Annotated in this window: 16 protein-coding genes and 1 pseudogene; 7 read left to right on the top strand and 10 right to left on the bottom strand. The window is 71.8% G+C overall.

Features of this window, described 5'->3' with window-relative positions:
* Positions 1-214 precede the first annotated feature (214 nt).
* Positions 215-811: a hypothetical protein gene (locus STRVI_RS14745; RefSeq protein ID WP_014056451.1), complete on the top strand. Its 597-nt coding sequence runs from the start codon at positions 215-217 to the stop codon at positions 809-811.
* On the opposite strand, the gene STRVI_RS14740 is transcribed toward STRVI_RS14745, so the two are convergent.
* The gene (locus tag STRVI_RS14740) at positions 788-3,082 is read right to left on the bottom strand and encodes an MMPL family transporter (protein ID WP_014056450.1); all 2,295 of its coding nucleotides are present in this window, start codon (positions 3,080-3,082) and stop codon (positions 788-790) included. The two genes, STRVI_RS14745 and STRVI_RS14740, sit on opposite strands and share 24 nt — an antisense overlap.
* Positions 3,083-3,502: 420 nt before the next feature.
* Here STRVI_RS14740 and STRVI_RS14735 point away from each other — a divergent pair, with 420 nt between their 5' ends.
* Positions 3,503-4,480 (top strand): VC0807 family protein, encoded by a 978-nt coding sequence (locus tag STRVI_RS14735; protein WP_014056449.1) that lies wholly within the window; start codon positions 3,503-3,505, stop codon positions 4,478-4,480.
* A gap of 125 nt (positions 4,481-4,605) precedes the next feature.
* On the top strand, positions 4,606-5,403 hold the full coding sequence (locus tag STRVI_RS14730) for an SAM-dependent methyltransferase (RefSeq protein WP_014056448.1): 798 nt from the start codon (positions 4,606-4,608) through the stop codon (positions 5,401-5,403).
* A 15-nt stretch (positions 5,404-5,418) separates the two neighbouring features.
* Here the strand turns inward: STRVI_RS14730 and STRVI_RS14725 are convergent, their stop codons facing one another.
* From STRVI_RS14725 to STRVI_RS14715, 3 genes are all read right to left on the bottom strand, one after another.
* Positions 5,419-7,008 (bottom strand): ABC transporter substrate-binding protein, encoded by a 1,590-nt coding sequence (locus STRVI_RS14725; protein ID WP_014056447.1) that lies wholly within the window; start codon positions 7,006-7,008, stop codon positions 5,419-5,421.
* Positions 7,009-7,014: 6 nt separating this feature from the next.
* The gene (locus STRVI_RS14720) at positions 7,015-9,075 is read right to left on the bottom strand and encodes an ATP-binding protein (RefSeq protein WP_014056446.1); all 2,061 of its coding nucleotides are present in this window, start codon (positions 9,073-9,075) and stop codon (positions 7,015-7,017) included.
* Positions 9,076-9,280: 205 nt separating this feature from the next.
* On the bottom strand, positions 9,281-12,499 hold the full coding sequence (locus tag STRVI_RS14715; protein ID WP_014056445.1) for an NACHT domain-containing protein: 3,219 nt from the start codon (positions 12,497-12,499) through the stop codon (positions 9,281-9,283).
* 146 nt (positions 12,500-12,645) lie between these two features.
* On the opposite strand from STRVI_RS14715, the gene STRVI_RS14710 reads away from it, so the two are divergent.
* The 4 genes from STRVI_RS14710 (at position 12,646) to STRVI_RS14695 (ending at position 15,890) form a co-directional block, all read left to right on the top strand.
* Positions 12,646-13,374 carry a TetR/AcrR family transcriptional regulator gene (locus STRVI_RS14710; protein WP_014056444.1) on the top strand — a complete coding sequence of 243 codons (729 nt, stop codon included), beginning with the start codon at positions 12,646-12,648 and terminating at the stop codon, positions 13,372-13,374.
* A gap of 29 nt (positions 13,375-13,403) precedes the next feature.
* Positions 13,404-14,558 (top strand): MAB_1171c family putative transporter, encoded by a 1,155-nt coding sequence (locus STRVI_RS14705; RefSeq protein ID WP_014056443.1) that lies wholly within the window; start codon positions 13,404-13,406, stop codon positions 14,556-14,558.
* A gap of 308 nt (positions 14,559-14,866) precedes the next feature.
* Entirely contained in the window at positions 14,867-15,307 is a 441-nt protein-coding gene (locus STRVI_RS14700) for a helix-turn-helix domain-containing protein (RefSeq protein ID WP_014056442.1), read from the top strand.
* 13 nt (positions 15,308-15,320) lie between these two features.
* Positions 15,321-15,890 carry a toxin gene (locus tag STRVI_RS14695; protein WP_014056441.1) on the top strand — a complete coding sequence of 190 codons (570 nt, stop codon included), beginning with the start codon at positions 15,321-15,323 and terminating at the stop codon, positions 15,888-15,890.
* Positions 15,891-15,912: 22 nt separating this feature from the next.
* Here STRVI_RS14695 and STRVI_RS14690 read toward each other — a convergent pair whose 3' ends face one another.
* The 6 genes and pseudogenes from STRVI_RS14690 to STRVI_RS14665 all read right to left on the bottom strand — a co-directional run bounded on the left by STRVI_RS14690 (position 15,913) and on the right by STRVI_RS14665 (position 25,120).
* Positions 15,913-19,323, bottom strand: coding sequence for an aminotransferase class I/II-fold pyridoxal phosphate-dependent enzyme (locus STRVI_RS14690; RefSeq protein ID WP_014056440.1), 3,411 nt, complete (start codon positions 19,321-19,323; stop codon positions 15,913-15,915).
* Between the two features lie 71 nt (positions 19,324-19,394).
* Entirely contained in the window at positions 19,395-20,336 is a 942-nt protein-coding gene (locus STRVI_RS14685) for an NAD-dependent epimerase/dehydratase family protein (RefSeq protein WP_014056439.1), read from the bottom strand.
* 144 nt (positions 20,337-20,480) lie between these two features.
* A complete protein-coding gene (locus tag STRVI_RS14680; RefSeq protein WP_043235924.1) occupies positions 20,481-22,046 on the bottom strand; it encodes an amidase family protein in 1,566 nt (521 codons plus the stop codon).
* A 153-nt stretch (positions 22,047-22,199) separates the two neighbouring features.
* Positions 22,200-23,347: pseudogene (locus STRVI_RS14675) on the bottom strand (ABC transporter substrate-binding protein).
* A 43-nt stretch (positions 23,348-23,390) separates the two neighbouring features.
* Positions 23,391-24,296, bottom strand: a complete 906-nt coding sequence (locus tag STRVI_RS14670) for an ABC transporter permease (RefSeq protein WP_014056437.1) — start codon at positions 24,294-24,296, stop codon at positions 23,391-23,393.
* Positions 24,293-25,120 (bottom strand): ABC transporter ATP-binding protein, encoded by an 828-nt coding sequence (locus tag STRVI_RS14665; protein WP_014056436.1) that lies wholly within the window; start codon positions 25,118-25,120, stop codon positions 24,293-24,295. Before STRVI_RS14665 ends, STRVI_RS14670 begins: the two co-directional genes overlap by 4 nt.
* Between the last annotated feature and the right edge of the window lie 68 nt (positions 25,121-25,188).

Raw genomic sequence — 25,188 nt, 5'->3', positions numbered from 1 at the left:
AGCCGGAACAACGCCCGGGCGGCGCCCAAGTCACCGCCCGGCGCCATCGCGTCAGCGGCCGACGAGCGCCTTCACGACAACGGGTACACCTTGGTGACCGTGCGGGTGAATCACCCGCACGGACCAACGGCCACGGCTTCCCGGGCCGCCATCATCGGACGGATCAATCATCGGAAGCGGCCACCCTTCGTGTGGCCCGACCTGGGAGAAGTGCGTGACTTCAGCGAATGGGCGCAGGCGCGCCCTCGTCCATACGGCGGCCCTGGGGCTGCTGGCGGCCACGGCGGCCGCCGTGGCCTTACTGGGGCAGCAGCCCCCGGCCCGCGCGGCCGCCGAAGCACCAGCGGTTCCGCTGCCGTTGACGTGCAAGGGCACGGCCACGGTGGAACCCACCAACCCCGACCTGGTGCTCGTACGCGACCAAAGCGGTGTCGCGGGCTACCGGGCCACCATCACCGGAAACTGCCTCGGCTCCGCCGTGGTCTCCAAGGTGCGGGTCACCCTGGAGGGCATGGCCGAGGGCACCTGCGGCGCGGCCGTCGGCACCGGCACGGGCACGGCGGAGTGGATCGGGCCGGGCGGTGCGCGGGTCGGCACCAGCACCGGCGGCGGCAAGCTCCGCTTCACCAACGACGCCGACGGCAACGTCACCTTCAGGGCCGAGAACGTGCAGATCGCCAGGGGCCTCTTCGCGGGCTCCGTGGGCGTCGACATCACGGTGGACGACCGCGGTGTGGGCCGGGACTGCTGGACGCAGGGCAGGCTCGCCGGTGGCTCGGGCAGCGGCTCAGCGCGGCTGACGTTCGGCTGACGCCTCGGCGGGGGCCGGAAGCCGTGCCGCGTGTTCCGGGGCGGCCTCCGGTCGCCCGCCCTTGCCGGTACGCGATTTCCGCCCGCCCTTGCCTGTGCTGGAGTTCCGCCCGCCCTTGCCTGCGCTGGAGTTCCGCCCGCCCTTGCCCGAGCGGGACTTCCCGGACTTGCCGGAGGCCCAGGAGAAGCCGGGCCACCACCAGTTCGCCGCGCCGAGCAGCCGCATGACGGCGGGTACCAGCACCGCCCGTACGAGCACCGCGTCGATCAGCACCGCCAGGAAGACACCGACGCAGATCTCCTTCACCATGACCACGCTGCTGGTCGCGAAGCAGGCCGTCACCACCAGAACGGCCGCCGCGGCGGCGCTGATCACCCGTCCCGAGCGCTCGATCCCCGCCGCCACCGACTCCCGGTCGTCTCCGAGCAGGCGGTACTGCTCGCGGATGCGCAGCAGCAGGAACAGCTCGTAGTCCATGGACACGGCGATGAGGAGGAACAGCATGACGATGGGTGCCAGCGCGTCCACGTAGCCCGTCGGTTCGGCTCCGAGCAGCCTGCTGGCGTGTCCGTCCTGGAAGATCCAGGTGAGGGCGCCGAAGGAGGCGCCGATGGACAGGCCGTTCATCACCAGCGCCTTGAGGGGAAGCACGAGCGAGCGCAGGGCGACGGTGAGCAGCACGAAGCTCGTGACCACCATGAAGGCGAGCACCCGGGGCAGCAGCCGGTAGAAGGTGTCCATGGTGTCCACGGCGAGGGCCGACGCGCCGCCCACCAGCACACCGCCGCCGCCGGGTACGGGCAGCGCGCGCACCGCCCGTACCAGTGACTTGGCCGAGTCGCTCTCCACCCGGTGGTCCTGGCCGACGTAGATGACGGCCTTGTTCCCGGTGGTCCCGGCCACCAGCACGCCCCGGGCGCCGGGCAGTTCGGAGACGTTCCGCGTCCAGGTCAGCAGGTCGGCGTGGCCCCGGCCGCGGTCCACGGGGTGGTCGAAGGTGGCGATGGCCTGCAGCGTGCCGAGGCCGGAGACGGCGAAGTCGTGTTCCATGCGTTCGGCCGCCACCCGGGCCGGCGCCCCGGCGGGCAGCATGCGCTGGTCGGGAAAGCCGATGACGGTGTGCAGGAACGGCACCGCGAGGGCGAGCAGCAGCGCGGAGACGGCGCAGGTGTAGGCGATGGGCTTCTGCATCACCGCGCGGGCCACGCGGCCCCACAGCGCGCCGTCCCGGCGACCGCCCTGGCGCCGCAGCCAGGCCGGTGAGAGCGCGTCCACCCGCTCGCCCAGGCAGAACAGCAGCGCGGGCAGCACCGTCACCGTCACCAGGGCCCCCACCAGCAGCCCGGCCGCCGCGCCGATGCCCAGCGCGCGGACGAACCCGAGCGGGAAGAAGGCGAGGCCCACGGCGATGAAGGTCATGACGACGCCGGACAGCGCCACCGTCCGCCCGGCGGTGTCGACGGTGATGGCGACGGCCTGCGCCGGAGTGCGTCCCGCCCGCAGCTCCTCCCGGAATCTGCTGACGATGAGCAGACCGGCGTCGACGCCCGCCGCGAGGCCGATGGCCACCACGAGGTTGACCGTCACATACGGGACCTCGATGACATCGGCCACCGCGCGCAGCGCGGCGAGGGCCGCGGCCGTCGCCAGGACTCCGGTGACCACCGGCAGGAGTGCGGCGACCACGCCCCGGAAGACGAACACCATCAGCAGCGTCATCAACGGCAGCACCATCAACTCGGTGCGCACCAGGTCACGTTGGGAGCGCTGGACGATCTCCGAGATGATGGCGCTCGGCCCGGTCCAGGTGACCTCGAACCCCGGTGCGCGCAGGGTGTCCCGCAGCACCAGATAGCTCTGGGTGCGGCCGGTCTCCCCGTCGCCCTGCAGCAGGATGGGCACCACGGTCGCGTGCTGGTCGAGGGAGACCAGCAGCGGATTGGCCGAGGACCAGGCCGTCGTCGCCCGGTCCACGGTGCCCTCGGGCGCCCGGCGCAGCGCGTCCTCCACCGCTTCCCGGAAGGCTGGCCGGGCGGCGGTCAACTCCTTGCTGCGGAAGGTGACCAGGACATCCGCGCCGCCCTCCCCCACCTCGGTCCGGATCGCGTCCGCCGCCCGGGTCGCCTCGGCGGCCGGTGCCATGAAGCCGCCGTAGCTGAGCCGCCCGGACAGCCCGGAACACGCCCAGCAGGAGACCACCAGCACCAGCACCGCCCCGGCGAGCACCCAGACCCTGCGCGCGACGTCGAAACGCCCCAGCCGGACGAACATGCCACCCTCCCTGGTTCACCGCGCCGGCGCCCACGGTGGGACGGCCCGCGCAGGACGCCCAACGAACGACACTCCTCCAGGTCACCCAGGTGTGCGGAGAAGCCCCACAATGACCCGCTATCAGGTGTAGCGGCCGGATTTTCCGGGTGCGCCCTTACACAACGGAAACTGTCGTTTACCGGATCGTGTTCGCAAAGGGCTTTTCTCAGGGCCTCTCACCACAATGAGCTTTGACGCCCCAAAACGCCGGAGAGGGCCACGGAATACCGCTCCGAGCAGCCACTTGACCGATACCGGCCCCTTGAAACAACCTTCTGCGGAGATTTTGGCGACATTTGATGTCCCGGCACTGTCCCCTTACGACATGGCTGATTTACGTTTCTCTTTTCTCGCACCACCAGAAACGCTTACAGGGGAACCGTGCTCACTCAGGACACCACCACGCAAGGCGCTTCGAGCGCACCGGAGCCACAAGCACCACCGATCAGCGACCGGCCGGCCGCGCCCGCCCGGTCCAGGGGCGCCGCCATTCTCGGCTGGGTCGTCACTCTCACCCTCAACGTCGCCGCACCGATCCTCACCTACAACGCGCTGCGCGACCACGGCTGGAGCGAATTCGCCGCGCTGCTGCTCAGCAGCGCCTGGCCGGTGGTCGACGGCGCCGTCCACATCGTCTGGCGCCGCCGCCTGGATGAACTCGCCATCGTCACCCTGGTGTTCATCGCGATCACCGCCGTGGTGTCGACCCTCGGCGCACACTCGGCCCGCGCCCTGCTGATCAAGGACTCGGCTGTCACCGGGCTCTTCGGGCTGCTGTGCCTGGCGACGCTGCTGACGCCGCGCCCGCTGATGTTCTACTTGGGGCGCAAGTTCGCCACTGACGGCACCGAGGCGAGCACCGCCTGGTGGAACGGCCTGTGGAACGTCGATGGCTTCCGCAAGGCCATGCTGACGATGACGACCGTCTGGGGCGTGGCCTACTGCATGGAGTCCGCGGTCCGGATCGTGCTGTCCTACACGCTGAGAACCGACACCATGGTGATCCTGAGCCCGGTCCTGATCTACGCCGTGCTCGCCTCCCTCGGCGTGTGGACCAGCGTGTACGGCAAGCGGTCGCGCCGCAAGGGCCAGGCGCACGCCGCCGCGGCGGCTGCGGCCGAGGCAGAGGCTGAGGCTGCGACGGTGGCCGGGGCTGAGGCAGAGGCAGAGGCAGAGGCAGAGACGGTGGCCAAGACCGGGGCTGAGACCGAGGCAGAGGCAGCGGTGGTGGCCGAGGCTGAGGCTGAGGCAGAGACTGCCGCGGTGGCCGAGGCTGAGGCCGAGACCGAGGCAGCAGCAGCCGAGGCAACGCCCGCCGAAGCAACGCCGGCCGAGGCAAAGGCGGCCGAGCCCGCCTGACACCGCGTAGCCGGCCGCGGGTGAACTCCGGCGGCCGGGCGCGGCGTCGATGGTCGATATGGGAAGCTGTTCGACAGCCGGACACGCATGCGGGGGCCGTGACGGCCGTCGAGAGGAGCAACAGCGTGACGGAGAACGGCTTCCGCGCCGAGGAGATCGATACCAGCAGGCCGCACCCTGCCCGGATCTACGACTACCTCCTGGGCGGCAAGAACAACTACGAGGTGGACCGCGAGGCGGGTGACCGGCTCGCCGCCGCGGCGCCCGAGGTGTGGACCGGCGTACGGGCCAACCGCGACTTCCTGCGGCGCGCCGTGCGCTACGTGGTCGGCAGCGGCATCCGGCAGATCCTCGACATCGGCACCGGGCTGCCCAGCTCCCCCAACGTGCATGAGATCGCCCGGGAGTTGGCGCCGGACGTGCGCGTCGCGTACGTGGACAACGACCCGATCGTCAACACCTACGCCAATGTGCTCCTCCGCGGCTCCTCCGCCACCAGCATCGCGCTGGCCGACCTGCGCGACCCGCGGGCCGTCCTGGACCACCCCGAGGTCCGCCAGGTCATCGACTTCGACGAGCCGGTGGCGTTGCTTCTCGTCGCCATCGTCCACTTCCTCACGGAGGCGGAGGAGCCCGAGCGGGTCCTCGCCACCCTGCGCGACGGGCTGCCGACCGGGAGCTTCCTGGTGCTCTCCCATGCCACGGGCGACTTCGCCGACCGCAGCGCGGCCCAGGCCGTGTACGACAACGCCACCGCCACCCTCAACCTGCGGTCCCGCGCCGAGGTCGAGGGGTTCTTCGGCGGCTTCACCCTGGTCGAGCCCGGTCTGGCCGAGGTCCCGTTCTGGCGCCCGGACGCCCCGCCGCCGACCAGGCCCGGCGAGATCGGCTACTACGGGGGCGTGGCCCGCAAGACGGGCTGAGACAACGCTGTCGCGTCAGGAGGGGCAGGCGCTCTTGGAGCCGCCGCGGTAGGTGCGGTAGAGGGCGGCCGCGCCCGGGGCGCCGGAGCGGGTGCTCGACGGGTACTCGACGACGGGTACGGGCTTGCAGACGGCCCATTGGTCGTTTTTGTCCGGGCCCTCGAAGCCGTAGGTGCCTCCGGCGCCGACCAGGCAGGACTTGCACGAGTTGCCGGCGATGCTCGGGATGATGAGGGTGTTGTACACATCGTTCTTGGTCGGGATGCTCATCGCCTCCGGGGCCTTCTTGCCGCCCTCGTTGATCTCGGCGAAGGTACGGTCCACGGCGCCCGCGAGCAGCGCGAAGGCGTCGTGGTACATCACGGCGTAGCCGTCATCCAGCGGCTTGATGCCCAGCTTGTGCTGCTTCTCTATCTCCTCGAAGCTGTCGAGGAAGCGGCCGAGCGCCTTCTTGGGGTTGCCCTTCCCCGCCCACCAGGCGGGGTCGACGGAGGACGCGTCCACGATCGTGGCCCGTGCCTCGTCCAGCCATCGCTTGGGCGCGTCCACGGTGAGGGTGGGCTCCAGACCGATGCCGACCTTCAGGATGCGCAGCGTCGTGGTGCGCCCGCAGCTGCCCTCCTGGGCCATGCGCTCCATGAACGCGGGCAGGTCCTGGTCGCGGCCCGCGAAGAAGACGGTGTCGGACTTCTCGTTGCAGATCTTCTGCACGGCGTCGGTGAACCGCTGGGGGATGCCCTTGTCGGTTCCGGAGGTGCCGGTGAAGTTCGAGTTGTGGTTGGTGAGGTCGTACGCCGTGCCGAAGTGCCGCTCGAAGACGCTGCGCAGATTCTGGGAGTAGACGTCCTCGCTGCGGTTGTCCCAGACCAGGAAGCCCCGGTGCCCGGCCGGCTTCTTGTCCAGGTAGAGCCCCAGGGCGCGGGCGAACTGGTCGTTGTTGGGCGAGGTCTTGAAGAAGTACGGGGAGTTCATGTTGGCCGCGGTGATGACCGGGCCGACGGTGGGGATGCTGTGCTTGCTGAGCGCGGCGATGGCTCTGCGGGTCTCCGGGGTGCTGCTCGGGATGCCGGTCACGCCGACCAGCGGCGCCCGGGTGTCCTTGGACAGTTCGGCGAGGCGGTCGACGACGGGCTCCCAGCGGTCGAGGTTCCGGCCGTCGGGGGCGAGCAGCAGTTGGTAGTGCGGTCCGCCGAAGCGGTTGGCCTGCCGTTGGGCGGCCAGGGCACCGGCGAGTCCGCGGCGGATCATGTCCACCGTCATGGCGCTGTGGTCATCCGCGGTGAAGGGCATCATCAGCGCGATCCGCACGTACGGGATCTTGGGGCCGCTGGGCGGATCCTCCCAGTCCCGCCGCACCCGCGCGTTCTCGTCCGCCACCGCCCCGATGAGGCTTTCGATGCCCGGGTCCGCCTCGAAGGCTTCCGCGGTGACGCCCACGCAGTCGCCGTCGATGTCCCGCAGATCGTCACCGCACCTGCCGGGGCCCTGCACCACGTTGACGACGACGGTGATCGCGGCGGCGACCAGGGCGCCGAGTCCGACGACGGCCAGCCATTCGAGCGGCCCCCACTCGCGAGGGTGACGGCGGAAGAGACGGAACAGCATGCTTCCTCACTGACCGGAGATAGGGAAGGGGCGCTTCTTCCGTGCCGCCGCAGGCCAACTGCGGGCGGCCTGACCCAGGACGGCGTGCCAGGACGGGTGGCGCGGGGAGAGGTAGGCCAGCTCTTCGCCGACCGCCTTGCACATATCGGGGTCCGGCTCGGCGTGCGGCTCGGACACATGCCACAGGGCGTGCAGCAGCCGGTTCACACAGCGCTCGATCTCATGCAGTTCGGCGTACCGGCCGTCGTGCGCGCCGAGGGCGATCTGCATCCGTTCGTCGGTCCACTCCGCGGCCGGTGGGGTGGGCGCGGTGGCGGCGTACCGCAGGCACAGCAGCCAGTGGGCGGCGGCGTGGGCGTCCTTCTCGGACTGGAACTCCTCCGTCAGCATGGCCACCACCGTCTCCGCGTTTCCGGCCGCGAGGGTGTGCCGCAGGGCGTCCGCCTCGCCGCTCTCCCCGCGCTGGGCGTGGTGCATCCGCAGGAAGCGGTGGATGTCCTGCCAGCTACGGCCGTCCTCGGCCCGTGACGAGGTGCGGCGCGCCTCGTGCACGAGCAGCGTCCGCAGCAGTGCGTCGGTAACCAACGGCTGGTCGGGCGGGGTGAGTTGCTGCCACTGCTGCTCTTCGAGGTAGTCGGTGGCGGAGTTGGCGGGCAACTGGTCCGGGCCCTGGAGGCGCAGATTCTCGGCCAGCGCCTCCGCGGCGGTGCTGTCGCGGGCGAGCGAGAGCAGGGTCAGCCGGTCGCGCTGGCGCCGGTTGGGAAGCAGCCGCTCCAGGAGTGCTTCGGTGACGGCGCGGCCGTCCTTCGCGTGGAGTTCGAGGAGGTCGCGCGGGCCCACGCCGCGGCCCCGCTTGGTGGCGTCCAGGACCGCCGCGCACAGGACGGTGGTCACCGCGGGATGCCCGCCGGTCAGGGAGTGCACGGCGGAGGCCAGATAGGGGTGGAGCGGCCGGGCGGGCCAGTCCGGCACCAGGAGAGGCAGGATGTCGTCCCGGCTCAGCGGGGTGAGCGGGACGGCGAGCAGGCCGGCGGACGGGGCCAGGCCCTTGCGCTGCCAGCCGGAGGACTTCACCAGGTCGGGCAGGTCGCGGCGGATGGCGGCGGACGCGTTCTCCGGTAAGCCGCCGAGGCGGGTGGCCACGACGACGAGCTCCTCGTGGTCGTGGCGTTCGGCCATCGCGCGGTGTTCGAGCAGCAGGTCGAGGAAGTCCTGCCCCGGCGGGCAGTGGGCGTCGTCGAGCAGGATGAGCGGCCAGGGCTCCCGGTTCCAGCGTTGCAGCCTGCCGTAGGAGGAGGCGACATCGTGGAGGAAGGCGGCCATCAGGGACTGCTCGGCCGCGTGCCGGTAGTCGCCGCCGCGCTGGAACCACTCCCCGAGCAGCACCAGCGGATCCTGGCCGTCAGCGCCGCGTGGGAAGCGCCGCCGGTACCACTCCTGTGCCGCGGCCGGCTGATACCGGTCGGTGTACTCCGCCACCACGGCGGCGGTGACCGAATCCCGGCCCCACTCCGCGTCGGTCTGTGCGCCGATCGTCTCCAGACGGCTTTCGACGGCGGTGGCCCAGGCGTGTCTCAGCGCGTTCTCATCACCGTCGGCGAGGCGGCAGGCGAGCAGCAGCCGGGCGAACGTCAGGCACGCCACGTCCCGCTGCTCGCCGTTGCCGCGGTACCAGCCGGAGACGGCGAACAGGCCGGGCACCAGGACGGGGAAGCGGCGGCGCACATCGGGGGCGAGCCCGCACACCAGCTCCGCGAGGATCTCGACGAGGGTCGAGGCGGTGGGGGCGCGGCCGTCGGCCGGGGCGGGCGGGAAGGTCTCGGATTCGGTGGCCACGGCGCGGACGTGGGCCAGCGGCAGCCGGTCCCGGTAGCGCGCGGCGAGCTCTTCGAGCACCGCGCTGCGCCCCATGCCGTGGTATCCCGTCACCAGCACCACGGGCAGATCGCCCTGGTGCTCCCGGCCCACCCGGGACCGCTCGTCGTAGGCCAGGCCCGTCAGCCGGGGAACGAGCGAGCGCAGCAGAGGGTCCCGGCCATAGAGCGGTGACCCTTCCGATACGCGCATCCTGCTGCGTCCCGCCTCAGTCGTCCTCTGCTGCCCGGCAGCCGTGACCTCGGAGACGGGCGGCACCGCTCCCCCGAGACATCAGCCGCTGACATCCGTACCAACTACGCCTACATTCATGAACTTACCCGTTGGGTAAACATCCCACCAGGTAATCGCGGCACCGGTGTGAGCCGGGTGTGTGCCGGGTGTGCGGTGGTGCCGGTCAGGGGTGCGGGTAGATGTCGAGTTCCACGCTGTCGGGGAGCGAGTCCGCGCCGCGGATCTCGCCCGGGTAGACGAGCCGCACCCGGCGCAGCCGGGGCAGTCCGGCGAGGGAGGCGAGATCGAGCTCCGCGACCTGCGACAGATGGATCTCCTCGAGCCCGGGAAGGCGCCGGGCTATCCGCCGCAGCGGAACCGCGGCACCGGCCCTGGCCCATACATCCAGGTGCGTGACCTGCGGGATCTCGGTGCGGGGGGCGAACAGCAGCATGCTCAACTGCTGCGGGGAGAGCGTCAGCTTGCGCAGCTTCGGCAACTCGGCGACGAGGGAGCCCCATTCGTCCGGCGCCAGGCGCTCGCTGGCGTCCTGCAGACGCAGCTCCTCCAGCCCCCGGCACTCCACGATCCCCGCGAGCTGCGCCGCCGACGACGGCAGGGAGAGCAGCCGCAGCTCGGCGGGGCGCGGGAGGTCGGGCAGACCCCGCCAGGGCACCTCCGGCCCGACGAGCAGCCCCTCCAGCCGAGGACAGTCGGCCAGCTTCAGCAGGGGCTCGAACTGCGGGAGGTCCCGCAGCTCCAGCCTCCGCAGCCGGGGCAGCCGGGTCAGCGGCGTGGGGTCCTTGACGTTCCGGCATCCCTGCAGGGCGACCGTCTCCAGCTCGGGGTAGGCGGAGAGCAGGGTGAGGTCCTCGAGCTGCAGGGTGTTGCGCAGGCGCAGCTCGCGCAGGTGGCGCGGGTCGAGCGAGGCGCGGATGTCCTCCGGGGCGAAGTCGCCGTGCAGGCCCACGCGTTGATAGCCGGAGATGGTGCGCAGCGCCTCCAGCTCGGCGGGCGAGCGCACCGTGACGATCTCCTGGGGGGCGGTGTCGAGGAGTGGCCGTACGATCTCCTCCGCGTACACCTCGGTGTCGAACCGGTCCCAGTGGGCGAGGAGTTGGGCGCGCACCGCGGGCTGGCCGGTGCCCAGGAACTCCCGGAGCCTGGGGATGGCGGCGTCCCCGCCGATCTGACAGATCGCGTGGACGGTGGCCAGTTCCTCGTCGCCCTCCAGGTCCTTGGCGTCGGGCAGCAGGCCGAGGAGCAGCGGGCCCGTCTGCGCCAGTGACCTGGCCTCCCGCAGGCTGCGCGGCGGCAGCAGCCGGGCGGCCCGGTCCTCGATGGCCTCGCGCACCGTCGGCTCCAGGCGGGTGGCCTGTTCGAGGGAGGCGAGGGCGAGGAGCCGCAGCCGCGCCTGGACCGTGGTGTCCTGCTCCCGGTCACCCCGCTCGCGCAGGCGGGTCAGCAGGTCGGCACGCTCTTGGTGGCGAGCCTGTGCGACGGCCATCTGCACCACGTCCTCCCACTGGTCCAGGTGTGCGTTGTTCACCAGCATGCCCATATCGCGCTCTTCCAGCACGGCCCTGGCGCCCAGGAAGTCCTGGAAGGTGCGGTGGATGAAGTCGACCGCGCCCGGGGCCGGTTCGCGCAGCAGACCGGAGCGCTCCAGCAGATGCTGCAGGGCCTCCTCCGCCGTTCCGACGTCCGCGAGGCGGGGGACGGAGGGCTGCAGCCGCCGCACCACGTTCACCGCGTCGGGACGGTCCAGTTGCGTCCGCTCGTTGCGGATCAGCCAGTAGGCGAGCCTCTGGAGCGGCTCGGTGGCCGACTTCTGGTCCAGGGCCGGACGGCCGCGGCCGTAGACCTCGCGCTCCAGGTCGCGCCGCTCCAGGAGCATGGAGAGCGCCGCCTCGTAGAGGGAGGCGCGGCCCTGGGGCAGGAAGCCGCGCCGCTCCCGGTGCAGGGCGCAGATCAGGCCGCACATCAGCGGATTGGTCGCCAGGCGGCTCAGCTCGGGGCTGCTGCGCAGCGACAGCGAGAGCGACTCGCCGAGCTCCTGCGAGGCTCCGGCCGCGGTGTGCCAGCGCCGGATGAACTGCTTCATGTCGGCGGGCCGCATCGCGGCGAGCGCGAACTCCTGGAAGCCCTCGCGGGCCAGCCAGCCCCGTTCGAGGGCCGAGGGGCGGGAGGTGAGCAGCCACAGATTGCCGGGGAAGACGGCGAGCAGCTTCTTCAGCCAGGCCCGCACGCGGGTCCGGTCGTCCTTCGGGATCTCGTCGGCCCCGTCGATCAGGAGCACGCCGCGCCCGTGCCGCAGCACCCGCGCGGCCCAGCCGTCGGGCTCGGTGCCCACCAGCGGGCAGCCGATCCAGCGCAGGAAGTCATCGGGCATGGGCAGCTCGGCGTCCCTGCGCGCCAGGGTGCGCAGCGGCAGGACGAAGGGGACGCGCCCGAAGAGCTGCGAGAGCCCGCCCGGGACCCGCTCCTGCTGCGCCGTGGAGAGGGCCAGCCACTGGACGAGGGTGGTCTTGCCGGTGCCGGCGACGCCGCGCAGCAGGACGCGCTCATGGCTGGCGAAGACCGCCTCGGCCGGGCCCGCGGCCCGCTCGGCCTCGGTGTCCCGGTCGGCGCCCGGCTCGCCGTTCACCACCGGGACCCGGTCGGTGCCGTCGCGGTACGGCCTGGCCTCCAGGCTCAGATAGGCGGTCTCCAGCGGCCAGTCCTGGCCGTCCGGTTCGCGGAGGTCGACGCCGTAGATCGTGAGCCTGCCGTGGCACTCGACGACGTAGCGCGCGTACTCCTCCTCGAACTGGATGTCCTGGTGGCTGATGTCCGGCAGCCGCCGCAGGATTGAGTCCAATTTCTCGCTCTGCTCCCGGATCTCGCGGCTCTGCTCGATCTGGGCTCGGGCCGCGAATCCGGGCCGCTGGCTGAAGAAGCGCATGAGATGGAGGCAGGCCGTCTCCAGGAGCCGGTCGTGGAAGCGGGCGGCGTCGTCGCTCAGCAGCCTGCGCGTGTCGGGGCCCGCGCGCCGGGACAGCTCCGCGGCCAGCCGCTCGGGGCCGAGCGCGAAGGCGTGGACGTCGTCCATGTCGAGATCGCCGAGGGCATGCAGGGTGCGGGTCAGCGCCTGCCCGACGGAGTCGTGCTCGTCGGCGCCGATCGGCGGATCGTGCGGCCCGGCGGCCCGCACGGCGCGGCGGACCAACTCCCGGGCGAGCTTGTGCAGATCGTCCTCGGTGAGGGTGCGGTGCTCCCGGGCGAAGGACACCAGCCGGCGGATCGGCACGGGCCGCTCGCCGTACTCCGCCCCCGGCGCGCTCGCGGGCGGCAGCAGCAGCCGTTTGACCACCGGCACGACCACTGCCGATGCGATCCGCAGCCCCACCGTGCCGCCGTCCACAGCAGCCCCTCCCTCGCGGCATCGGCGCGCGTTCCCCGCCGAGCCCCGTGCAACCCCTCACCTCCCGCTCACCATAGCCGCGAAGACCCCTGAAGGGTGAGGGTCCACAGGGCGCGAAGCACGGTCGCACCGGTACGGTTTGGCCCATGGATGTTTCCAGAACAGCTTCCGCCGATGAAAACACCAGGCCGCGGGCGGTCATCAAGACCGCCGCACGCCAACTGCTGGTGAAACTGGGGGCCGGAGGGCTGACCCTGGACGCCGTCGCCCGTGAGGGCGGACTCGCCGTCAGCGATGTGGAAGCCGTCTTTCCGCATCGGGACGACCTGCTGACCGCGCTGCTCATCGACGCCTACAACGACTCCGGCGCCGCGATGGAGCAGGCCGATCAGGCCGCCAGGGAGGCCGGCGCGCCGGCGGGCGCGCGGCTCCTCGCGGCCACCCGCGCGCTGCGCCGGTGGTCGTTCGCCAACCCCGCCGAGTTCACGCTGGTCTACGGCTCGCCCGTGCCCGACTTCCACGCCCCGCAGGACACGGTCCCGCCCGCCTCACGCACCCCCGCGGTGCTGGCCGGCATCGTGCGTTCGGCGCTGGAGGCCGGTGAGCTCACCGCGCCCCGGCGGCAGGTGCCGGGGCCGCCGCTGCTTCTGCCGGACGCCGAGGCGCTGTTCGGCGGGGTGCCCGAGGCTCCGTTCTCGGACCTCATCGAGCGCGGCATCGTGCTGTGGAGCAGCCTGGTCGGGCTCCTGGTCTTCCAGGTCTTCAGCCGTACCCATGACAGCGTCCGGGACGAGACCGCGTTCTTCGACTACGCCGTCGCGGTGGCGGCCGAAGGAATCGGACTCGTGGTTCCCTTGGGCGAGCACACCGACTGAACCGTTCGGCACCTGTGGGGGAAAGGGCCGTGACCACCATCAAGACTCTCTGCTTCGTCATCGCGGCGCTCTCGTCGTATGCCGCGCTGATCTACCGACTGTTCCAGATCAGGCGTAGCTGGCGGGACACCGCCTACCGCACCCTCGTGATCACCCTGCTGCTGCAGTGCCTCACCTTCACGATGGGTGCCTTCGCCATGGGGAGCGAGCGCTTCCTGGGCGTCGGCAACCTCGCGATCCTGGTGATGCATCTGTCGGCGGTCGCCTTCTGCGTCAGCGCGCAGATCATCCTGCTGCACTGGGCGTCCGCCACCGAGGAGTCGGGGCGCAGGGCCCGCTACTGGCTGCTCACCGGCATCGCCCTCGACGCGCTGCTGACGGCGCTGTTCTTCATCGCCGACGGCCCCGGGCGGCCGGCCGAGGACTTCAACACCGGCAGCGGCCGGCCGCTGATCCTCACCTACCTCCTGGTCTTCATGGTCTCCCAGGCGGTTCCGTGTGTGACCATCCTGCGCCAGTGCGTGCCCTACGCCCGGATGGCGGGCAGGACCTCGCTGGGGCAGGCGCTGCGGATGCTCTCCGTCGCCGCGCTGATCCTCTTCCTCTACTGCCTGGCCAGGGTGGTCAACATCCTCACGGCCGCGGGCGGGCTCGACATCGGCGGCTGGACGCTGGCCGCCTCCGTCTTCAGCGCGCTGGGCATCGTCACCCTCTCGCTCGCCCTGACGATCTCCTCCTGGGGGCCCTCGGCCACCAAACTGCTGGAGTGGGCGCGCGGTTACCGGTCCTACCGGGCCCTGTATCCGCTGTGGCGGGATCTGTACGAGTCCTCCCCGGACATCGTCCTGGAGCCGCCGGGGGCCGCGGTCTCCGACCTCAACTACCGGCTCCACCGGCGGGTGATCGAAATACGGGACGGCCGACGGGAGTTGCGCCCCTACATCGACCGCACCTCGGGCGGCGACGGGCAGGCGGGCCCCAAGGGGAGCGAGGAGTCCCGGCAGGCGTTCGCCGAAGCGGCGCAGATCAGGCAGGCCCTGCACGCCAAGCGCACCGGCACCATTCCCGATGACAACGCGGACACCGGCGACTTCGAGGACCGCGACACGGACAACTTCACCGCCGAGGTCGTCTGGCTCACCAAGGTGGCATCCGCCTACCGGCGGCTCGCCAAAGCGCGCTGAGAGAGGGATCCCGCCCGGTCTGCCCCCGTCAGGCCGAGCGGGATTTCCCCCGTGATTCCCCCGTTTTCCTCTTCCGGGCCGAGCGGGTGGCCCCCGCCCGGCCCAGCTCGGCACAGCCCTGAAAGCCGGGCCGAGCCGGGCCGATAGGACTGACAACCTACTCGGCCACCCCCGTGAGCGGAGTTAGCTGGCAGCTATCGACGAGGTCTACGTTGGCGGAGTTGGGCCAGATTGTCAACTGACCGCTAATCTGCGAAACTGACGATTAGCCGGGGGCAAAGCCGAGGAGGTGAGGGAGGGAGATTCGCATGTCCGAGACCGACGACCGGCCCACGCTGGCAGTGCGTCTGGACAACCTCTTCAAGACGGTTCGTCCCAAGGGCAAGCACTGGACCAACGCCGAGGTGGCGGAGGAGCTGAAGCGGGCCAACCCCGAGCTCAAGGTCGGGGGTGTGTATCTGTCGCAGTTGCGGACGGGCAAGCGCTCCAATCCCTCACCGGACCTGCTGGCCGCCCTGGCGCGCTTCTTCGGCGTGTCGGTGGCCTACTTCTTCGACGACCAGGTCGCCGAGTCGGTGCTCAGCGAGGTCGCCGCCATCGAGGCGCTCCGGCAGGCCGGGGTGCGCGCCGTGGCGATGCGCGCGGCGGGGATGAAGAAGGAGAACCTCGAGGCCATCACGACCATCATGGACCAGTACCGGCAGTTGCAGGGCCTTCCGCCCGTCACCGACACCTCGGACCAGGAATGAGGGGTGCGGCTGAGTGAGAGGCGCCAACAAGAGACGGTCGGCCGACCACGACCGGCGCAGTCAGCTCAAGAAGCTCCGGAAGGCCGGCGCGCGGCGGATCGCCGACCTCGACCTGCCGGAGATGGCCGATGTGGCCGAGCTCTGCCGCTATCTCGGTGAGGTCCGCGGCCGCCCCATCACGCTGGTCCCGATGCAGATGCCCGCGACGCACCCGTGCGGCATGTGGGTCGCCGCCCACGACGAGGACCTCATCTTCTACGACGCCAACACGACCAGCGCGCATCAGGAGCACATCATCTTGCATGAGCTGGGCCACATCATCTGCTGCCATCGCGGGGCGGGTTGGCTGGACGAGGCGAGCGCCCGCCTCCTCTTCCCCAACCTCGACCCCGACCTCGTGCGTGACATGCTCCTGCGCGCGACCTACGACGACGTCCAGGAGCAGGAGGCGGAGATCATCGCCTATCTGCTCTCCCAGCGGGTGGGCGGCACCGAGGAGCGGCACGGCACCGCCCCGGCCGAGAACTCCGGGGAATCCGGGCAGGAGGCCATGCTCAGCCGGATCGAACGCACCCTGATCTGACGTGGATCCGACGGTGTCCCCCTCATCCCCCGGTGGCTGCCACCTCCTCGGCCAGGATCGCCACGGTGCGCCGGATGTCGTCCTCGCGGTGCTCGCTGGTGACGAAGAACCGCAGCCTGGCGAGCCCCTCCTCGACGGCCGGGTGGAAGATCGGATCGGCGATGACACCGCGGTCGAACAGCCGGTCCGCGATGCGCAGGGTCCGCGCCGAGTCGCCGAGGACACACGGCACGATCGGCGTGTGGGCGCTGGAGCCGGTCGTCAGACCGGCCGCGGCGGCCAGGCCCAGGAAGAGCTCCGCATTGCGCCGCAGGGCGGCCACCCGGTGCGGTTCCGCGAGGATCAGCTCGGTGGCGGCCAGCGCCGCGGCCGCGTTGGCGGGGGTCAGGCCGACGCTGTAGACGAAGCCGGGCAGCGTATGCCGCAGCCACCGCACCATCCGGGCCGAACCGCCGAGATAGCCGCCGCAACTGGCGAACGTCTTGGAGAGCGTGCCCATCCACAGATCCACACCGGACCGGTCGACACCGAAGAACTCGCCCACGCCACGGCCGCGTTCGCCCACGGTGCCGATGCTGTGCGCCTCATCGACCATCAGCAGCGCGCCGTAGCGCCGCTTCAGCTCGATCACGGCGGGCAGGTCGACCAGATCGCCGTCCATGCTGTAGGCGCCCTCGACGGCGATCAGCACCCGTCTGAAGCGGGACCGGTTGCGCCGCAGCGCGTCCTCCAGCCCGTCGATGTCGTTGTGCGGGAACGGGCGCCGCGCCGCCCCGGACAAGGCGCAGCCCTGGAGGATGCTGTCGTGGGCGAGCGCGTCGTGCACCACGAGGTCCCGCGCGCCGACGAGATGCCCTATCGCGGTGACATTGGTGGCGTGGCCGCTGACCAGCGCCAGGCAGTCCGGGACGCCGAGGAAATCGGCGAGCGCCCGCTCCAGCCGTACGGTCAGCTCCCGTTCGCCGGAGAGCACCCGGCTCGCGGAGACCGAGGTGCCGTACCGGTCCACCGCCCGGTGCACGGCCTCGTTGACCGCCGGATGGCCGGAGAGCCCCAGGTAGTTGTAGCTGCCGAAGGACAGATACGGCCGTCCGTCGATCACGGTCGTGTCGCGGATGTTGCCCTGATGGACCCGGAAATAGGGGAAGTCCGCGCCACTGCCGACGATCGCGCTCAAGCGCTCCTCGAACTGCCGCACCTCGGGGAAGTCATCGGCGCAGGCACTCGCCGCGTCCCAGTCCGCCGGCGTCTGCTGGGGCAGCGGCGCACCGGCGGCCGGCTCGTGCGCGAGGTGCGGATCGACCAGCGCGACGAGCCGTTCCACGGTGAGGTCGGGCGAGAAGATCTCCTCGGTGCGGAATCCCGGTATCCGCTTGCCGATGTTGACCTCCAGCTCCTGCAGCATCAGGGAGTCGAAGCCGAGGTCGGTCACCAACCGCATCCGCTCGGTCAGATCGGCGAGCGGGAAGACGCCGGTCCGCGACAGCTCTTCGAGCACGATGGACCCGGCGGACGCCCCGCCGCCCCGCCCCGCCGCGGGCGAGCCCACCGGCCCGGTCCGGCCCTCCCCCACGGCCCCGAGGGCGTGGGCGGTGTCCTCTTCCTCGGGAGCGCGTGCCGACTCGTCCACCACCCAGTGGTGGCGCGGGGCGAGCGGGCTCGGCGGCAGGGTGATGGGGGGTATGCGCTCCCTCAGCGGGCGAAGCGCCGCGCCGGTGACCGCGCGCTGTGCGAGCTGGGCCAGTGCGGCCGAGTGCGCGTCGGCGGGCAGCGAGCCCGGCTCCGGTACGGCGGCCTCCGGCAGCTCACCGGGTGGCACCGTACCGGCCACCAGCCCGGCCCCGAGATCTCCGGTGCGGCCGGCCGCCACGGCCTCGGCCGCCGCGGTCAGCCTGGTGGCGGCGTCGGCGGCGTCCTCCGCCACCAGGGCGAGGCGTTCGGCGAGGGGAGCCCGGCGGGCCAGGGTGTCCGCCACCCCGGCCAGCGGCGGCCGGTCCTCGGCGAGGGTGTGTGCCAGCTCCCGGGCGTAACGGGCCAGCCCGGCCCGGTCGCGGGCGCTGAGCACCAGCAGACGCGGCCCGCCGTCCGGTGCGGGGCCGGCCGGTGCCGTGGCGTACTCCTCCACCACCAGATGGACACCGGTGCCGCCGAAGCCGAAGGCGCTCACGCCTGCCCGGCGCGGCTGCCCGGGCTCGGGCCAGCCGGTCGGCTTCGTCGGGATGGTCAGCCGCGCGGCGTCGAGTCCGGAGCGGTCGGCCAGGTCGAAGTCCGGCTGCGGCGGTATCACCCCCCGGTGCACGGCCAGCACCGTCTTGACGAGTCCGGCGATCCCCGCGGCGTTGAGCGCGTGCCCGACCACCGCCTTCACCGCGCCGAGGAAGGCCGGTGCGCCCCGCTCGCCCCGCAGTTCCCGCAGAACACCGACCTCGACCGGATCGCCGACCGTGGTCCCGGTGCCGTGCGCCTCGAGGTATCCCACCGTGTCCGGGGCCAGGTCCGCGTCGCGGTAGGCCCGGCGCAGGGCCCTGAGCTGACCGGCCGCCTGGGGGTGCATGCCGCCCTGCACGGTCCCGTCGTTGGCCGTGCCCACGCCCCGGATCACCGCGTAGACCCGGTCACCGGCGGCCAGCGCGTCGGCCAGCGGGCGCAGCGCCAGGACCCCGGCGCCCTCCCCCAGGACGAAGCCGTCGGCCTCCGCGCCGAACGGCAGGCATCTGCCGCTGCGCGAGATGGCGCCGATCCGGCACAGCCCCACCAGCAGGTCCGGGGCGAGGATCAACTGGGCGCCGCCCGCGAGCGCGATCCGGCACCGGCCCGCGCGCAGCGCGAACACGGCGTTGGCCACGGCCATGAGTCCACCGGAGCACGCCGAGTCCAGCGCATAGCTCTCGCCGTGCAGATCGAAGACCGAACTGACCGTGTTCGGCCCCATGTTGAGCAGCAGCCCGGCCACCGAGGAGCCGTGCAGCCCGTCCACCGCGCGGACCGCCTCCGGCCACCGGGGGTCGCTCGCCCGCGCCCCGAACTCGCCGCCGGTGAGCTGGCGCATCCGGATCTGCATGGTGCTGAGTTGGCGGTAGCCGCTCTCGGTGAGCGCCGTGATCACCGAGGTCTCCTCGCGGTCGAAGCCCTCGGCTTCCCATCCGGCGTCCTGGATGGCCTCCCGGGCCAGGTCGATCAGCAGTCGGCCCTGCGGATCCATCGATCTGGCCCGCCGTGGCGGGATGCCGTAGTGCGCCGCGTCGAAGTGGCCCACATCCGGCAGCAGGGCCATGGTGTCCGTATAGGCCGAGGACGAGTCGCGTAAGTTGTCGCTGAGGAAGGTGGCGGTGCGCCACCGCGAGTCGGGGACGGCTGTGAACTGCGCCCGCGGCTCGTTGAGGAGCCGCCAGTACTGGTTGACGTTACGTGCCCCCGGGAACCGGCAGGCCATTCCCACGATCGCGACGTCATCACGCCGCGTTCCCGCTGAACCCACTTGGGATCCCTTCGCTGTCACAGATGTCACCCGGCGGTGGACAGACGCTCACGCCACCACTCGACCGTCGCCTCGACCTGCTCGTCGACGGGGGTGGCGCGCACCGCGAACGCGGCTTCGTAGGCGCTCGCGTCCACGACGAAGGGACGGTCGAACTGGTAGCGGACCTCCTTCAGTTCACGCAGCAGCGGGGAGACCAGCGAGGCGAGACCGAGCACGGCGGACGGCAGCCTGCGCACCGCGACCGGCCCGGTTTCCGCCTGTGTGGCGAGGCGGTCGACCATCTCCCGGGTGGACCGCGCGGGCGCGGTCGGTACGTGCCAGGCCCGACCCCAGGCCCGCTCCTCGCCCGCGACCTCGGCCAGGGCGGCGGCCACGTCGGGGATATAGCTCCAACTGTGCGGGGTGTCCGGGTCCCCGAGCGAGGAGACCGGCTTGCCGCGCAGCACCTTTGGCATGACCCGCGCGGCCAGGTGCCCGCCGTCGGTCACTCCGGGCCCGAAGAAGTCCGACGCCCGTACCTCGACCGCCTTGATCCGGCCTTGCTCATGGAGGTCCCGCGCCTGCTCCCACCCGGCGGCGCGTACCCGCCCCTTGGTGCCGGTCGCCGCGAGCGGCAGCTCCTCGGTCATGGGGCCGTCGACCGGGCCGTACCCGTAGAGGTTGCCCAGGACGACCAGGACGGCCCCGGTCGCCTCGGCCGCCGCGCAGAGCGACGAGGCCAGCGGCGGCCAGTCGCTCGCCCAGCGGTGGTAGGGCGGTGCGGCGCAGCTATAGATGGCGGCCGCGCCCTGCGCGGCCTCGGTCAGTCGTGCGCTGTCCGTCGCGTCCAGCGCGACATGCTCGATGCCCGGCTCCGGGCTTCGGCCCGATGTGGTGACGACCCGTACCGAATGGCCCTTTTCGGCCAGCAGCCGAGCGGTGGCCGCTCCGGCGGGCCCGAATCCTATGACGACATGAAGGCTCACGCGCGCACACTAGCGCGAGAATCCATGGCCATTGGGACAGACTTTCCGACGCGCGTTCGGATGCGGCGGAAGATGTCGCGATCTCGTCGGTGAACGGTGGCGTCCGGCCCATGTCCCGGGGGCCGGACGTCATGGCCGGACCGCTCAGCGGGAGGCGCCGGTTCCCACCGACGGCAGGTAGCGCGGCGCCCGCCAGGCGTGAAGTCGCCGCTCAGCCGCGGCGCCCAGCGAGAGAAGCTCGGTGTCCTCGTGGTCACCGGCCATCAGGAGCAGGCCCACGGGCAGCTCGTCCACGAACCCGGCGGGCACCGACAGGGAGGGATATCCGGCCACCGCCGCGGGCGTCGAGGACGGGATCACGTCGTTGTCGCCCCGCGCGCAGTCGGTCGTCCAGGCGGGCGGGTTGGTCGGCGAGGCGATGGCGTCCAGGTGGTGGGTGGCCATGGTCTCGTCGATGGAACGCCGGGAGAGATCCTTCAACTCGGCGCGCATGGCCCGGTATTCCGGGTCGGTGGTGGCAGGCGCGGCGAGGGCCTGCTCGAACAGCTCCTGGCCTGCGAAGCAGGTCTGCTCCGCCGGGTGGGTGCGGTTGAATTCGATCAGTTCGGCGAGGTTGCGCGGCCCCTCGCGGGTGGCGAGGTAGGCGTCGATGTCCCGGTGGAACTCGCTGAGCAGCGCGGGGAATTCGAGCTCGGCCAGCCGCCGCTGATACGGCGGCGTCACCTCGACGACCTCGGCTCCCGCGGTACGCAGTCGCTTCGCGGTCCGGGTCATCACGGCGTCCACCTCCGGGCCGAGCGAGGGCAGCCGCCACAGACCGATCCGTTTGCCGCGCAGCGCGCCGGGGTTGGTCAGCCCCTCCGCGGTGCGGCCGCCGCTGAGCACCGAGAAGGTGAGCGCGGTGTCGATCACATTGCGCGCCATGGGCCCGGCGGTGTCCTGCTCGGCGGAGATCGGGACCACGCCGGCCTGGCTGACGAGGCCGAGGCTGGGCTTGTGGCCCACCACCCCGTTCATCCCGGCCGGGCACACGATGGAGCCGTCCGTCTCGGTACCGATCGCCACCTGTGCCAGCGACGCGGCGAGCGCGGCGCCCGAACCGGCGGACGATCCGCATGGGTTCCGGTCCAGTACGTAGGGGTTGTTGGTCTGCCCGCCCACGGCCGACCACCCCGATGTCGGCTTCGCGGCGCGGAAGTTGGCCCACTCGGACAGGTTGGTCTTGCCGAGGATCACCGCCCCCGCGTCACGCAGTCGCGTCACCAGGGCGGCATCCGTGTCCGGCGGGCTGCCGGCCAGTGCCAGCGATCCGGCGGTCGTGGGCAGGCCGCGGGTGTTCACGTTGTCCTTGAGCAGGACGGGGATGCCGTCGAGCGGGCCACGGGTGGCGCCGTGCCGGTGCCTGGCGTCGCTGGCGGCCGCCTGCCGCGGGGCGGTCGGGTCGGTGCGCAGCACCGCGTGGATCGTGGGGTCGATGGCCCTGATCCGCCGCAGGTAGGTGCTGGTCAGCGCCGACGAGGTCAGCGAGCCGTCCGCCATGCGCGCCTGGAGTTCGGGGATCGTCACCGTGTCGAGATCGACCCCGAGTCCGGTGGACGAATCGGCGCCGCCGCCGGAGTCGGCGGCCTCCGCCCGCGGTTGCGGCGCGCCCGCGCAGAGCGAGCCCACGACCAGGGTGGCGCTCAGCGTGGCCAGGCTCCGCTTCCTCATGACGCTCATGCCCCTCATGCCCCTCATGCTCCTCATGGAGGTCAGCGCACTATAGGCCGGCGGCCCGGCGCAAGGGCCTTTCGCGTCGCCGTTCCCCGTTTCCTCTCCCGCCGCGCGGGCGCGTGCCCGCGCCGCCGGGCCGGAAAGGAGGGCCTAGGGCTTGTGGCCGACCGCCTCCGCGTAGAACGAGCGGTCCACGACCTCGTCCTCGGGCAGGGAGTCGCCCTCGACCACCCCGGCGGTGGCGTACGCCTTCTGCAGCCGGTCCACCGTGCCCGCGCGGATCTCCCAGTCCATGCGCAGCGACGGCACGGCGGCCAGTGTGTCCGGCTCGGTCTTGAGCGCTTCGCCGAGGTCGTCGAGGAACGCCTTGTCCTTCTTGTAGTCCCCGGCGAAGTAGGTGTTGACGGTGCGGATGTAGGCGCGCAGGAACGCCACCCCCGCGTCCGGGTCCCCGGTCAGCAGATCGGGGCCGAACAGCAGCCCGCCGAGCGGTTCGCCGCGCGGCTGGCCACCGAGGAAGGCGTAGCGCCGTCCACCTGGCGCCACACCGGGTCGAGCAGCCATGCCGCGTCCACTCCGCCGTTCTTCAGCGAGGTGAGGACCTCGGCCGGGCCGAGCTGCTGGAAGCGGACGCTGTCCACGTCGGCCTGATGCGCGGCGAGCACCTTCTCCATCGGGTACATGATGACCGAGCCCTTGCCGATGAGCGTGCCGACCGTGCGGTCCTTGAGGCTGACCTCGCCCGCCGTCTCCCCCGGTTTCAGCCTGGCCCAGAATCCGCTCTTGGAGCCGGGCGCGGGGGTGAAGTTGCCGGCGACCCAGCGAATGGCGAACCCCTGGCGGATGCCGTTGAGCACGGCGGCCTCCGGCGCCGCGTACTGGACGTCGATATCGCCCTTGGCGAGCAGCGGCAGCGCGTCCGGGGTGGGCAGCAGCTTCAGTTCGACGTCGAGCTTCTCCTTGCCGAACTCGCCCTTCTCCATGCCGATCCGCAGGGGCGCGAGGTACTCGGCGGTCAGCGTGCTGGCGGAGACGACGATCTTCGTCTTCTTCTTCAGCGGCTTCGGCGCGGGCGCGCCGGGCGCGCACCGGGCGGGCGCGCGGGCGGCGGAGGCGTCGGCGGGGTCGGTCCAGCCCTTGGCGCAGCCCGCGACGGGGGTGATGGGGCGGGGCTTGCCCGGTGTGCCGGAGCGCGCCGACCCCGAGGTCTGGGCGTCGCAGGCGGCGAGGGAGCCGAGGACGCCGAACAGGGTCACGCCCGTGATCAGGGCGCGGGCGAGGGAGGGTCTCCGGGCCATGGGTGTCGCCTTCCGGGGCTGGGGGTCGGAGCCGGGGTGAGGGTCAGGGCCGGGGCCGGCCGCGGTCCCGTGGCGCCCAGGGAGTGAGCCGACGGCCGATGAAGCGGACGAGTTCGGAGAAGACCACGCCGAGCACGGCCACGCAGACGATGCCGACGAACATCACGTCGTTCTGGAACAGCGTCCGCGAGTCGAAGATCAGATGGCCGAGGCCGTCGTTCGCGGCGATCTGCTCGGAGGCGACGATGACCAGCACCGCCACTCCGGACGCGACCCGCATGCCGACCAGGACCTGCGGCAGCGAGGCGGGCAGCAGGACGTGGCGGAACATCTGCCAGGGACCGGCGCCGAACACCTGCCCGGCCTCCCGGTAGCCCTCGGCGACGCCCATCACGGCGGCCATCGTGGAGATCCATACGAAGAAGAAGACGGTGGTCGCGACGAGCGCGATCTGAGGGCCCTCACCGAGGCCGAACATATTGAGGAACACGGGGAGCAGCGCGAGCTTGGGCACCACGTACAGGGCGTCGAGCAGCGGTTCCAGCGCGGCGCGGACCATCCGCAGCGCGCCCATCACCAGCCCGAAGAGATAGCCCGCGGCCGTGCCGAGCGCATACCCGGCGACCACCCGCTGGAGCGTGGCCCATACGTCCGGCCACAGCTTGCCGTCGGCGGCGCGCCGCCAGCCGTCCGCCGCGATGGTGGACGGCGCGGGGTAGATGCGCGAGTCGATCCAGTGCTGATCCGCGGCGAGCTGCCACAGCAGGATCAGCGCGGAGGGGACGGCGAGGGCGAGGGCCAGCTCGATGCCGCGGCGCCGCCGGTGGGCGCGGACGGGATCGCGCTCCCCCGGTCCGGGGCGCCTCACCAGCACGGTCTCGGCGGGCCCGCCGTCCGCCGCACCGGGCCGGGCGGTCCGGGTCGAGGCGGCCGTGCTCTCGCCCTTCATGAGGGCTTCCCCACCGGGTCCGCCGGGGCGGCGGCACCGGCCCCGGCCCGCTGGACCTCATCGCGCAGCAGCTCCCACAACTCGGACTGCAGCGCGGCGAACCGGGGAGCGCGGCGCATCGCCCCGGTGCGCGGGCGGTCGAACGGCGGGTGGCGTTCGGCGATCACCCTGCCGGGCCTGGCCGACATCACCACCACCCGGTCCCCGAGCACGATCGCCTCCTCCAGGCTGTGGGTGACGAACAGCGCGGTGGTACGGGTCGCCTGGCAGACCGCGAGCAGCTCGTCCTGGAGGATGGTGCGCAACTGGGCGTCGAGCGCGGCGAACGGTTCGTCCAGCAGCAGCACCTCCGGCTCCACCGCGAGCGCGCGAGCGATCGCCACCCGCTGCCGCATCCCGCCCGACAGGGTGGCGGGGTAGGCGTCGGCGAAGTCGGCCAGACCGAGCCGGTGGAGCCAGTCCCTGGCCCGCGCGTCGGCGGCCTTGCGTGGCACGCGCTGCACATCGAGGCCGAAGCGGACGTTGGCCAGCACGGTCTTCCAGTCGTAGATCCCGTAGTCCTGCGGGATCATCGCGGCCGGATGGCGCCGGCCCGCACGCAGCTCGACCTCACCGCCGCTGGGGCGGACGAGTCCGGCGACGATGCGCAGGAACGTGGACTTGCCGCATCCGGACGGGCCGACGATGCAGCAGAACTCCCCGTGCTGGATGTCCATGTCGAGTGGTCCGAGGGCGTGCACCTGCCGGGTTCCGTGCCCGAAGGTGCGGGTCACCGCGCGGGCACGTACTTTCGGCGCGGTCCCGGGTGTGGTGTGCGGCTCCACCCGTAACTCCTGATCCGGTTCGGCGGGTGTCGTGCGACGACGGCTGCGCGCACCACCTCACGATATGA

The organism is Streptomyces violaceusniger Tu 4113, from assembly GCF_000147815.2.
GTDB classification, from domain to species: Bacteria; Actinomycetota; Actinomycetes; order Streptomycetales; family Streptomycetaceae; genus Streptomyces; species Streptomyces violaceusniger_A.
This window is presented reverse-complemented; position numbering and strand designations above follow the sequence as displayed.

Coding starts and splice junctions, on each gene's coding strand:
- STRVI_RS14700 (WP_014056442.1), top strand. CDS start 14,867: ATGTCCGAGACCGACGACCGGCCCACGCTGGCAGTGCGTCTGGACAAC.
- STRVI_RS14690 (WP_014056440.1), bottom strand. CDS start 19,323: ATGGCCTGCCGGTTCCCGGGGGCACGTAACGTCAACCAGTACTGGCGG.
- STRVI_RS14720 (WP_014056446.1), bottom strand. CDS start 9,075: ATGCGCGTATCGGAAGGGTCACCGCTCTATGGCCGGGACCCTCTGCTG.
- STRVI_RS14670 (WP_014056437.1), bottom strand. CDS start 24,296: ATGAAGGGCGAGAGCACGGCCGCCTCGACCCGGACCGCCCGGCCCGGT.
- STRVI_RS14725 (WP_014056447.1), bottom strand. CDS start 7,008: ATGCTGTTCCGTCTCTTCCGCCGTCACCCTCGCGAGTGGGGGCCGCTC.
- STRVI_RS14680 (WP_043235924.1), bottom strand. CDS start 22,046: ATGAGGAAGCGGAGCCTGGCCACGCTGAGCGCCACCCTGGTCGTGGGC.
- STRVI_RS14740 (WP_014056450.1), bottom strand. CDS start 3,082: ATGTTCGTCCGGCTGGGGCGTTTCGACGTCGCGCGCAGGGTCTGGGTG.
- STRVI_RS14710 (WP_014056444.1), top strand. CDS start 12,646: ATGGATGTTTCCAGAACAGCTTCCGCCGATGAAAACACCAGGCCGCGG.